11 protein-coding genes are annotated in these 11,360 nt (G+C 68.1%); 10 read left to right on the top strand and 1 reads right to left on the bottom strand.

Annotated elements, in window-relative coordinates; all coding sequences use genetic code 11:
- Positions 1 to 67 precede the first annotated feature (67 nt).
- Positions 68 to 1,681, bottom strand: a complete 1,614-nt coding sequence (locus tag AC1DCT_RS09370) for an HNH endonuclease signature motif containing protein (protein ID WP_477428749.1) — start codon at positions 1,679 to 1,681, stop codon at positions 68 to 70.
- 841 nt (positions 1,682 to 2,522) lie between these two features.
- On the opposite strand from AC1DCT_RS09370, the gene AC1DCT_RS09365 reads away from it, so the two are divergent.
- From AC1DCT_RS09365 to AC1DCT_RS09320, 10 genes are all read left to right on the top strand, one after another.
- Positions 2,523 to 2,924, top strand: a complete 402-nt coding sequence (locus AC1DCT_RS09365; RefSeq protein ID WP_477428748.1) for a type IV pilin protein — start codon at positions 2,523 to 2,525, stop codon at positions 2,922 to 2,924.
- 72 nt (positions 2,925 to 2,996) lie between these two features.
- The gene (locus AC1DCT_RS09360; protein WP_477428746.1) at positions 2,997 to 3,407 is read left to right on the top strand and encodes a type IV pilus modification PilV family protein; all 411 of its coding nucleotides are present in this window, start codon (positions 2,997 to 2,999) and stop codon (positions 3,405 to 3,407) included.
- Positions 3,404 to 3,937: a prepilin-type N-terminal cleavage/methylation domain-containing protein gene (locus AC1DCT_RS09355; protein ID WP_477428744.1), complete on the top strand. Its 534-nt coding sequence runs from the start codon at positions 3,404 to 3,406 to the stop codon at positions 3,935 to 3,937. Before AC1DCT_RS09360 ends, AC1DCT_RS09355 begins: the two co-directional genes overlap by 4 nt.
- On the top strand, positions 3,928 to 5,559 hold the full coding sequence (locus AC1DCT_RS09350; RefSeq protein WP_477428742.1) for a hypothetical protein: 1,632 nt from the start codon (positions 3,928 to 3,930) through the stop codon (positions 5,557 to 5,559). Before AC1DCT_RS09355 ends, AC1DCT_RS09350 begins: the two co-directional genes overlap by 10 nt.
- Entirely contained in the window at positions 5,556 to 6,422 is an 867-nt protein-coding gene (locus tag AC1DCT_RS09345) for a prepilin peptidase (RefSeq protein ID WP_477428741.1), read from the top strand. Before AC1DCT_RS09350 ends, AC1DCT_RS09345 begins: the two co-directional genes overlap by 4 nt.
- A 47-nt stretch (positions 6,423 to 6,469) precedes the next feature.
- Entirely contained in the window at positions 6,470 to 7,528 is a 1,059-nt protein-coding gene (gene pilM / locus AC1DCT_RS09340) for a pilus assembly protein PilM (protein ID WP_477428739.1), read from the top strand.
- A complete protein-coding gene (locus tag AC1DCT_RS09335; RefSeq protein WP_477428737.1) occupies positions 7,528 to 8,190 on the top strand; it encodes a hypothetical protein in 663 nt (220 codons plus the stop codon). Before pilM ends, AC1DCT_RS09335 begins: the two co-directional genes overlap by 1 nt.
- A complete protein-coding gene (locus tag AC1DCT_RS09330; protein ID WP_477230228.1) occupies positions 8,187 to 8,966 on the top strand; it encodes a hypothetical protein in 780 nt (259 codons plus the stop codon). The genes AC1DCT_RS09335 and AC1DCT_RS09330 overlap by 4 nt, the downstream gene beginning before the upstream one ends.
- Entirely contained in the window at positions 8,963 to 10,102 is a 1,140-nt protein-coding gene (locus AC1DCT_RS09325) for a type IV pilus twitching motility protein PilT (RefSeq protein WP_477428735.1), read from the top strand. The genes AC1DCT_RS09330 and AC1DCT_RS09325 overlap by 4 nt, the downstream gene beginning before the upstream one ends.
- On the top strand, positions 10,102 to 11,340 hold the full coding sequence (locus AC1DCT_RS09320; protein ID WP_477428733.1) for a type II secretion system F family protein: 1,239 nt from the start codon (positions 10,102 to 10,104) through the stop codon (positions 11,338 to 11,340). The genes AC1DCT_RS09325 and AC1DCT_RS09320 overlap by 1 nt, the downstream gene beginning before the upstream one ends.
- The last annotated feature ends 20 nt before the right edge of the window (positions 11,341 to 11,360 follow it).

Raw genomic sequence — 11,360 nt, 5'->3', positions numbered from 1 at the left:
GATGGGCGCGGTGATACATGTGTCGGATCTGGCGCCGACGGCGGCCTCAGCCGGGAGTGCTCCGGCGTCAGCCCGGCGGCGCTCCGGCGTGTACGTCGGCGGGGATCCGGTGGATGTGCTGCGGGCCCCCGCCGCGGGTGCGGGGACGATGCCAGGTGCGCGTGGGGTCCCACCAGCGCGGTCCGCGAAGCTCCGGTGCTCCGTGGCGCATGCGGATCTGCCATCCGGAGACCTCGAGGGTGCGGTGGTGGTGCCAGCAGAGGGCGGCCCCGTTGCTGGTGTGAGTCGCGCCGCCCTCGGCCCATTCCTGGACGTGGTGGATCTCGCACCAGGTCGCGGGCACGTGGCAGCCGGGGATGAGGCATTCCCGGTCCCGCAGCTGGATGGCACGGCGTTGCAGGGCGGTGAAGATCCGGGCGGTCGTGCCGATGGACACGATCTGCCCGTGCTCGTCGAATAGGACCCGTTGAATCCCGCCGGCGCACGCGGCATGCCGTGCCGCGCTGAGGGGAACGTCGTCGCTGGTGCCTTCGATGAATGCCCGGCCCACCCCGGTCACATACGCCTCGGCGGTGACCGACACCACGAGGGTCGGTGCGGCCCCGCCCAGGTCGGGGACGGTACCGGATCCGGCGGCGGCGTGCAGGATCGCGGCGAGATTGTCGTGATTGCGTTGCGGCCGCGTGCGGGTGTCGACCGGGGCGGCCGGACCGCCGGGGAACACGGACTCGGCTGCATCTTCGTCGTCCGCGGCGAAACGGACGTTCCCGGCTGTCTCATCCTGACCGTCGCCTGCGGAGAACGTCTTCTCCGGATCGGCGTCGTCGAGACCGTCGCGGGGATGCGCCCCCCTGGATCCCCGCTCTGGATCCTGGTCGAGCCGCCCATCGAGATCGGGTGCGTCCGCCGCAGCGGGATTGTTGAACGCGTCGAAGAGTCGCTGCAGCGCCCCGGCGACTTCGGGCAGCAACCCGCCGTGCACCGGATGGACGCCGTTCGCGTTGAGGCGTCCGATCGTGACCCCGCGGTTGCGTTCGGCCTTCCGATCCGCCGGTTCGGCACCATCGGGGTCGAGCGCAAGCATCAATGCCCTCGCGTAGTCGGCAAGCTCGTCCGTCGACGGGACGGGCCCCGGGTTGCCGTGCTCGTCGGGCAGATCCAGGCCCCGAGCGGTGGTCGCGAGGAGCACGTCGACCGCCTCGCGGGCGTCGTCACCGATTCGGGCACGAGCCGCCTCCACAGGACCGATCGCGGCGAGCAGTCCGGTGACCGAGAGCACGCCGTCCCGCAGCGCCTGCCCGAGCCGTTCGTAGCGGGCTGGTCCGTGCGCGCCTGAGGAGAACAGGAACTCCCTGCCCACCCCTTCCGCAGCGCGCACAAATCGGCGAGCCGTGGCCACGTCGACCCGCAGCGCCCGGCGCAGCAGTTCGGTCACATCCGTGCACCCCGCCGCCGTGCTGATCGTCGTCGACGCGGCACCCACGTCTCGCTGCCGGGCGTGCACGGTCATCGTGGTGATCTGGCCATCCAGCAGGCGCTGCACCCGGCCGAACGCCTTCAGCGTCTCGATCGTCTCGCCGTCCGTCACGCGGTCGAACTGAGCGCCCATCTCCTCGGACGCAGCGACCTCCTGGAGCAGGTGCTCGACCTGCTCCAGGAGCTCTCGCGTCGTGGATGCCATACCCCTATTCAACTCAGGGGCACCGACATTTGAACCCCAGATCAGACAGGATTACTGAATCTGTGGAGAACTCGTCGGGATCGCTCCCTGTGAAGGACGGAACGACTAGCTACCGCCTTGCGGGAACGCCCGCGTCGGGTCGAGTGCTCGGACCGCTCGCTGCACGCGCGCGCGGAGTTCGGCAGTGGCTTCAGCCGCGGCAAGGTGGTTGCTCAGTGCCCGCCCGGTGCCCAATCGCGCGGACCCGGTTGCGGTGCGCCGGAATCCACGAACCCCGTGCGATCCAGAGGACCGATGGTGCCGACCCTCTTCGAGAACGGACGCGGCGCGGACTGTGCCGGACGCGGAACGATTCCGTGCCGAGCTGCTGATCGCACGGCACGATCGAGGCGACGTTTCGCGCGCTCGGCGCGACGGATCCGACGCGCGGGGGAGTCGCGAACGATCGCGTTGACAATGACGAAGACGGCGAGCGTGACCAGCGCGCCGAGCACGGCCCCGGCGTACAGATACCCAGCTTCGGCCGTGCGGAGAACTCCCCAGAAGTCCATGGGGAGCACCCTAGCGGTAGTCCGGCGGGCGCACACCATGGAGATCGGTTGTGCCTCGTGGGACTCCGGAGCCCCGTTGCGTCTCGGTATGCCGAAATAGCGGTTTCGACATAGGTCTTGCGTCGGTGCCCCGTTGGGTCCATCCTTTGTCCAGGACGAGAGCTATGGGACAGCTCGACTCCGAATCTGGGGACCGGAACCAACCGGAGCTTGTTCGTTTGGCGCAGGGGACGCGCCGGTTCACAGAGTGCGTTTTAACCCGAAACGACTCTCTGAAATGGGGACAAGCAATGCTCGCTATTCAGCGCGCCCTCGAGGCGAAGAAGAAGGCACGGGAAGACGGCGAAGAGGCCGGCTTCTCACTCATCGAGTTGATCATCGTCGTGGTGATCCTCGGCATCCTGGTCGCGATCGCGATTCCGATCTTCGCCGGGATTCAACAGCAGGCGAAGGACAACTCGATGAAGTCGATCGCGGCAAGCGCCGCGTCCGCAGTGGCGGCCGGGATGGCATTGCAGCCGCCGACAGTAACGGGACTGGGGGCTGTGCCGACGACTGTTTACAAGTCGGCGGATGCCACGCTGACGATCGGCGGCACCTTCACCCTGGATGGCTTCTGTGTTACGGCGGCCCCCGTCGCGGGCAAGGCGCTTGCGGGGGCTGCCACCGCAACCTCAGGGCCCGGCTGCTAATCCACCCACTCCGCTGTGGAGGCCCCGCAGTAGCAAGGGCCTCCACAGCCGCACTCGCACTGTGGGGTTCACATGCCGCTTCGACTGCGTAACGACGACGGTCTCGGCCTGGTTGAGGTTGTCATCGCGATGTTCCTGCTCGCCCTCATCGCTGTTTCGATCCTTCCGGCATTGATGAATGGACTGCAGCTCTCCGCTCAGCAGTCGTCCGTTGCGACTGCGACACGGCAGATCAATGGCCTTATCGACCAGGTCAGGCAAAATCCGGACTGCGGAACGTTGGGTTCGGTCCTAGGCACCTCGGCGACGCCACGCTCATTCCTCGATGGTCGTGGCAACCGCTTCACGACTCAGGCGGCGATCGGATCCTGCGCCAAGGGTTCGACGGTGTCGATCCGTGTCACCGCGACGCAGAGCGGCACAACGCTCGCCACCGCGGATGCGCTGGTGATCATTCCGCCCGATGCGGTGACCCTCCCATGACCAGCCGAACGCGGGACGACGCGGGTCTCTCCATGATCGAGTTGGTGGTGGTCGTTGTCATCCTCGGCATCGTCGGACTGGTGCTCGGAACGCTGTTCAGCAACATCTGGCGCTCGCAGGAAGCCGTCAAAGCACAGAGTCAGGCGACGACCCGGGGGCAGCTGGTCGCATCAGAAGTGGAGCGAGCGATGCGGAATGCAGTGGCCTTCGACGTCTCGGCCGACGGATCGACGATCCGGGTCAACACCGCGCTCGGCGGCGGGCTCCAGTGCCAGGCGTTCCAGCTCGCCGCGGACGGTCTGCACATGACTGTCTCCTCCTCGCCCGCCCCTTCCTCGGGCTGGCCCGTCTGGCAGGCCGACGTCGCCGCCGGATCCGGGGCGTTCATCTCACAGAGCGGCAACAGCGTCGCGTACAACTTCGATGCGCTCAGCAAGTCGGGGGCCCAGGCGGTGGCGGCGCCCGTGCACTTCCAGGGCACGGCCTACATGCGCAACTCCGCAGCAGGAAGCCTCAGCCCATGCTGGTGATCCGGGATCGACTCGAGACGGCGGACCGTGACGACCGCGGTGCGGCGCTGGTCGCGGTGCTCATCGTGATGGTGGTCGGCGTGGTCGCCGCCGTGCTGGTGGCCGCGACCGTGATGTTCACGATCCAGTCCAATGCCAAGAACAAGAGCACGACCCAGGCGTTCGTCGCCGCCGAGTCGGGACGCGACCAGATGCTTGCGAGGGTGCTCGCCAACCCGTGTACGAAGTCCATCCCGGACGCCGGGTCCGCACCCCTCTACTACTCGGTCAGCGCGCTGTTCGGGCCCGACAAGGATCATCTGACCGACGCGTGCCTGAGCGCGACCGCGACCTCGACGATCCAGATCACCGCCAGCGGCAAGGGACCCGACGGCTCGGCGACGAAGATCGTCGCGCTCTATCAGCGGCCGATCTCCCTCTCGAACACGCCGGGCGGGACGATGTCGTACTTCGACGGATCGTTCCTCGCCACCCACGCCAACTACACCGGCGATCTGGTGATCCGCAGCGGCAACTACAGCTGCAACTCGTCGTCCGTGATCACGGGCGACCTCTGGGTGCCCAACGGCGCCGTCGATCTCAGCGCGAACTGCACAGTCAACGGCAACGTCTACGCGCTGGGCGACATCACGGCCAGCGGCGGAAACGCGGCGACCGTGAAGGGAAACTTGATCACCGCGGGCAACGTCAACCTCGTGGCGAACGGCTTCTCGCTCGGGGACTCGGCCGTCCCGACTTCGGGGTTCGTGTACGCCGACGGCACGTTCACCCTGGGCAACAAGCCCGTCATCATGGGCGGCTATTCGATCGGCAAGGGGTTCAGCGGCGCCGGCGTCGTGGGAAAGCCCGCGCAAACGGTCGCGAACTGCTCGACGAGCCCGACGCCTGCGGCCAACGCCTCACTCTGCGGAACGCCCGCGGCGAAGCCCGGCACCAATCGCACCAACCCGACGCTCGTCGCCGTGACGGCGATGACCACCTGGCGCAACCTCGGCTCGGCACGTGCCGCGTGGGGATCGAACATCCAGTGGACCACCGGACCGTGCAACGGATCCAACGTGAGCGCCCTGCTCGCGGCCGCGCCGACTCCGCCCAACACGCGCGTCGGCATCGACTTCAGCTCGTGCACCGGCACGGTCACCGTGAACATCGGCGCGACCGGGCTCGTCAACGACGCCGTCATGCTGATCGCGTCCGGGTCGCCGATGAACGTCAACGTCTCCGGGCCGCTCACCTCGAGCGCCCCTTCGCTGGCGACGGCGCCGCAGCTGTTCTTCATCCATGCTGACGCGAACCTGACCGACACCGCGCCCAGCTGCGGATCCGGATCGGCGAGCGATGCGCTGACCCTGCCGAGCACGGTGCAGGCGCGGCTGATGTTCTACACACCCTGCGGGCTCAACAACAGCTCGCAGAACGGGCTGATCTTCCAGGGGCAGTACTACGCCAACAACGACGGCACGCCGCACTGGGTGCACCCCGACTTCACCTGCACGCCGATGACCTGGAGTCCTGTCATCGACCTCGGCTGCAAGGTGGCGACGGCGGCGGGCTCACCCGGATCCACGATCACGACCATCCTCCCGCCGACCCTGACCTCCGAGCAGGAGGTCGCGCCATGACCGCCTTCCTCCTCGTCTTCGCGGGTCTGTTCGGGCTCGTCATCGGATCCTTCCTCAACGTCGTCGCATACCGCGTGCCCGCCGGGATCTCCCTCATGCGGGAGAGCCGGTGCCCCGAATGCGACGCGGGGATCCGATGGTGGCAAAACGTGCCCGTGCTGTCGTGGGTGCTGCTGCGGGGCAGGTGTGCGAACTGCGCCGCGCCGATCAGCGGGCGGTATGCGATCGTCGAGGCGCTCACGGGTGTGACGTTCGTCGCGGTGATGTGGTGGGCCGTGGGTGGGCGTTTCGTCTCGCTTCGCTCGCTCAACGACCCCGTTTGGGCAGCGGTCACGGATCCGGTGTTCTGGGTCGTGCTCGTCGCCTTTCTGTCCTTCGCGGCCGTTTCGATCGCACTGACGCTGATCGATCTCGACACGAAGCGGCTGCCGAACGTGATCGTGCTGCCAAGCATCGCCGTTGGGATCGCGTTGCTCGGCATCGCTGCCGCGGTGGGCGCTTCGACAGGCTCAGCGACCAACTGGGGGACGTTCCTGCGGGCGCTGGCCGGTGCGGCGATTCTCTACGCGTTCTACTACGTCGTGCGGGTTGTCAGCCCCCGCGGGATGGGCGGCGGAGACGTAAAGCTTGCGGCGCTCGTCGGCCTGTACCTCGGGTGGTGCGGCTGGGCAACGCTCGTGGTCGGAGCGTTCGCCGCGTTCGTGTTCGGCGGAGTGTTCGGCATCGGGTTGATCCTGCTCCGCCGAGCGAAACGCAAGACGGCGATCCCGTTCGGGCCGTGGATGATCGCGGGCGCCTGGGCTGGGATCGCAGTGGGTGAGCCTGTCGGGCGCTGGTATGTCGGAATGCTGGGACTGAGCTGAATCTGCCGTGGGGGCAGGAGAAGCACTGGGGACTTGGGGAGAGAAACATGGCGAAAAGTCACGTCGGTGTCGAGATCACCGAAGAGAGCGTGCGCGCCGTCGAGGTAAGCAACGAGCGCCAACCGCAGGTGACCGCCTTCGGCGAGGTCGCGCTGCCGCCCGACGCCGCGCACGATTCCGAGGTGCTCGACCAGGGGGCCGTCGCATTCGCGATCCAGCAGCTCTGGCGGACGGCCGGCATCAAGTCGAAATCCGCCACGCTCGGCATCGCGAGCAGGCGCGTGCTGGTGCGCGAGCACACCACCACGGCAATGGCTCCCGAGCTGTTGCGGCAGGCACTGCCGTTCCAGGTGCAGGATCTGCTTCCGGTCCCGGTCGCCCAGGCGGTTCTCGACTACTACCCGACCTCGCAGCAGGGCGATCAGCTTCACGGCCTGCTCGTGGCTGCCGTCTCCGACACCGTCGAAGCGATGATCGGCGCTTTCGCGCGTGCAAAGATCCGCATCGACGGCGTCGACCTCGCCGCCTTCGGGCTTGCTCGGTCCGCCGCGCTCGTCGCACCGACGGGTACGACCGCCGCGATCCACATCGGCGACCACACCACGCAGATCGTGATCCTGCGCGACGGGATCCCCGACTTCGTGCGGATCACGCCCGTCGACCTCGAGACCGGCGCCGTGCGGCGCCGAGCGTCGCAGATGCTCGCCCCTGATGGCATCGGAGACGGCACATTCATCACCGACGGAGCGGTGGACCCGACCCGCGCGTTCACCGACGATCTCACCGGGACCGCGGGGATCGTGGCTCGCGGCTCGCTCCGCGTGGACGTCGCGCTGCGCCCCGTGGTCGATGTGATCGGACGGATGCGGAGCACCCTCGCGTTCTACCTGAACAAGCCGGGTTCGCCGCCGATCGAGCAGGTGCTGCTCAGTGGCGCGGGATCCGCCGTCGACGGCGTCGCGTCCGGCCTCGCAGAGGCCGTCGAGATGCCGGTGCGCACGTTCACTCTGCAGAACCTCATGCCGGCGCGCGGTGCCGAACCCACCGGTGAGCTCGCGCTCGACCTCGTGAGCACCGCCGGACTCGCCCTCGGGAAGGACCGCTGATGGCCCGCATCATCGTGGCGACCCCGGGCGGTGCGCCCCGGGTCGATCTGCTGCCCCGCTCCGAGATCGATCGCCGGGAACGCGAGAAGCTCTCCGCCGCCTGGGTGCGGGTGGGGCTACTGGCTGTGCTGCTCGCCGTCGTGCTCATCGGCGGCGCGTTCGTCTGGAACCAGTTCACACAGCAGCAGCTCGCCGCCGAGCAGGCGCGTTCGACGCAGCTGATCGGTCAAATCGGGCAACTGAACGAAGTCAGCAGCGCCCTGGCGACCGAGAGCGAGCTGAACGCGTTCCGAAGCCAGGCGATGGGATCCGATCTCGCCTGGAGCGAAGTTCTCGACCGGGTTCGCGGCGCCCTCCCCCCGGGGACCACCGTGACCGGGTTCGAGCTCACTCCCGGCGCGGCACCTGACGCTGCGACAAAGGACAAAGATGCGGCGAAGAAGGCCGTGGGTCTTACGGGCACACTGACCATCGACAGCCCGAACGCGATCGACCTCGGCGTCCTGGCTCGCACGCTGCGCGGCGTGGACGGGGTTCTCGCCGCGGACGGCAGCGCCAACACCGCCAGCCAGCAGTCGCCAGGCCGCTACACGTACACGGTCGACATCACCTTCAACCAGACCGTGTACTCCGGCCAGTTCGGCAAGGAGGCCACGAAGTGAGCAAGCAGCTGATCACCCTCATCGGTGCCCTCGTCTCGATCGCGATCGTGGTGCTCGCCGTCGTCTTCGGCGTGCTCCCCTTGGTCGGCCAATCGTTCACGGCGCTGGGCAGCACGAGCCAGGTCGCCTCCACGAACGCTGCGTACCAGGCGCAGATCGCGGAATTGCAGAAGCAGAAACAGCGCAAGAGCGAGATCGATGCCTCGGTCGAGGCGCTGCGCAGCCAGATCCCGGCCTCACCCGAACTCGATCAGGTGTTCGACATCATCGCCACGTCGGCGCAGGCCTCGGGTGCGATCCTCACCAGCGCCACCCGCGGCGACCTCGCCGTCTTCGCCTCGCGCCCTGCACCGGTTCCTGCGGGTCCAGGTGCTGCCGCGCAGCAGAAGGCGCAGGCCGCGCCGCAGCCGCAGCCCACGCCCCAGCCGACGACGGGGACGGGTCCGGTCGGCGATGCGAAGAACGTCGCTGCACAGGCTGACGCCAACGCGGCCCAGACTTCTCAAGCAGGGGCAGGCACCGCCGCACAGAGCGGAACGGGCGCGCCCACCGGCGGCGGTGTCGCCACGGCGGCCCGGGAACAGATCCCGGTCGCCGTGATCGCGAGCGTCCCGGATGCGGTCGCGGCGCAGGCATTCCTCGACGGGCTGCGCGGATCCGCCCGACTGCTCGCGGTGGACAAGGCCACGCTCACCCCCGGCAACGGCGGACTGGAGATCCGCGTCGATCTGCTGGTGTTCCTCACCGCGACTCCGACGGCGGGGGCCTCGAAATGAGCGCCACCGAGCTCACGCGCATCCTCGCGATCGGCGCCCGTGCCGGGGCGAGCGACGTGCACATCACGGCCGGTGCCGCCCCGCTCATGCGTGTCGACGGCGACCTCATCCCGGTGCCGCGGCATGCGGAACCGCTCGGCGCCGACTGGGTCGAGGGAGCCGCATACGGGTTGATGAACGACGCGCAGCGTGAGGAGTTCGCGTCGAACCACGAGGTCGACCTCGCGCACGCGGCGGAGAGCATCGGGCGCTTCCGTGTGAACGTGTTCCGCCAGCTGGGCGAGATCGCGATGGCGCTGCGGTACATCCCCGACAGGGTGTTCACGTTGGAGGAGCTCGGCGCTCCCGCCATCGCGCACGACCTCGCGCTGCGCCCGCGCGGGCTGGTGCTGCTCACCGGCCCGACTGGATCCGGCAAGTCGACGACGCTGACCGCGATGGTCGACATCATCAACAACACCCGGCCCGTGCACGTCGTGACCATCGAGGACCCGATCGAGTTCCATCACACCAGCAACCGTGCGCTCATCCATCAGCGCGAAGTCGGATCCGACACGGAGTCGTTCGCCGAGGCGCTGCGCCGGGTGCTGCGGCAGGACCCCGATGTGATCCTCGTCGGCGAGCTGCGCGATCCGGAGTCGATCTCCACCGCCCTGTCCGCCGCCGAGACCGGCCACCTCGTGCTCTCCACCCTGCACACCCAGGGCGCGGCGAAGTCGGTGAACCGCATCGTCGACGTGTTCCCCGCCGATCAGCAGCATCAGATCCGCACCCAGCTCGGCGACACGCTGCAGGGCATCATCAGCCAGACGCTGCTGCCGCGCGCGCAGACCGCGGGCCGCACGATCGCGACCGAGGTGCTCATCAACACCCCGGCTGTCGCCAACCTGATCCGCGAGGGGCAGGTGTCGCAGCTCTACTCGACGATGCAGGCGGGCCAATCCGTCGGCATGCACACGCTCGACCAGGACCTGCGCCGTCTCGTCAGCGAGGGGCTCATCGCGGCGCACGTGGCGCGCACGTTCGCCGTCGATCCGAAGTCGATCGACGGCGTGCACGTGAAGCCTGCCGACCTCGACGCGGAGTCGTGGTCGACATTCGCCGCCGGAGCGCAGCTCGACGAATGGGGATCCTGATGGCCGGGGTGCAGGAGTACGAATACCAGGCGCTGGATCCGGCGACGGCGCAGACCGTCAAGGGGTCGATGGACGCGGCCAGCGACAGCGCCGTCGCCGCCAAGCTCAAGGCCCAGGGCCTCACGCCGTTGCGTGTCGAGCCCGTCGCGAAGACGGGTCTGCATCGGGAGATCTCGCTGCCGTCGCTGCGCAAGGGCGTTCCGGCGAAGACGCTCGCGATCTTCTCCCGGCAGATGGCGGCGCTGATCAATGCGGGCCTGCCGTTGCTGCGCACCCTCACCGTGCTCGCCGAGCAGGCCGACGACAAGAAGCTGCAGCAGGTGCTCATCGTCGTGCAGACCGACGTGGAGTCGGGATCGTCGCTCTCCGCGTCGATGGCGCGGCACCCGCAGGTGTTCCCGCCGCTCATGGTGTCGATCATCCGCGTCGGCGAGGCGGGCGGCTTCCTCGGCAAGGCGCTCAACTCGATCGCCGAGACCTACCAGAAGCAGGCCGACCTGCACGCGAAGATCCGCTCCGCGACGACCTATCCGCTGGTAGTGCTGATCATCGCGGTCCTCGGCGTCGCGGCGATGCTGACGTTCGTCGTGCCGGTGTTCAAGAACATGTTCGCCGGGCTGGGCACCACCCTGCCGCTGCCCACCCAGATCCTGGTCACGATCTCGGAGAACATGGTCTGGATCCTGCCGTCCGTCGCGGTGCTCGCGATCATCGTGTGGATCTGGTGGGCCCGCAACCGCTATACGGACGCGTACCGCAAGGTCGTGGATCCGTTCCTGCTGAAGCTGCCGATCTTCGGCAAGCTGCTGACGAAGATGGCCGTGGCGCGGTTCACCCGCAACCTGTCGATGATGCTCGATGCGGGTGTGCCGATCATCCAGGCGCTGTCGATCGTGGGCCAGGCGTCGAACAACTGGAAGATCGAGCAGACCGTGCGCGACATCCAGGAGTCGATCCGCGGCGGGCGCTCGTTCGCCGCGCCGCTGGCCGCGGCCGAGGTGTTCCCGCCCATGGTGTCGCAGATGGTCGCGGTCGGCGAGGAATCGGGCACGCTGGCCGAGATGCTCGCCAGCATCGCCGACTTCTACGAGGACGAGGTCGAGACCGCCACCGAGCAGCTGTCGTCGCTCATCGAACCCGTGCTGATCGTCGGCCTCGGCGTCGTCATCGGCGGCATGGTGATCTCGCTCTACCTGCCGATCTTCACGCTGTACGGCGACCTGGCCAAGCAGCACTGAACGGGCTCGGTGCGCGCCTC

The organism is Microbacterium sp. 10L49 (assembly GCF_056395125.1).
The sequence above is the reverse complement of the archived record's forward strand: the minus strand, read 5'-3'. Positions and strand labels throughout refer to the sequence as shown.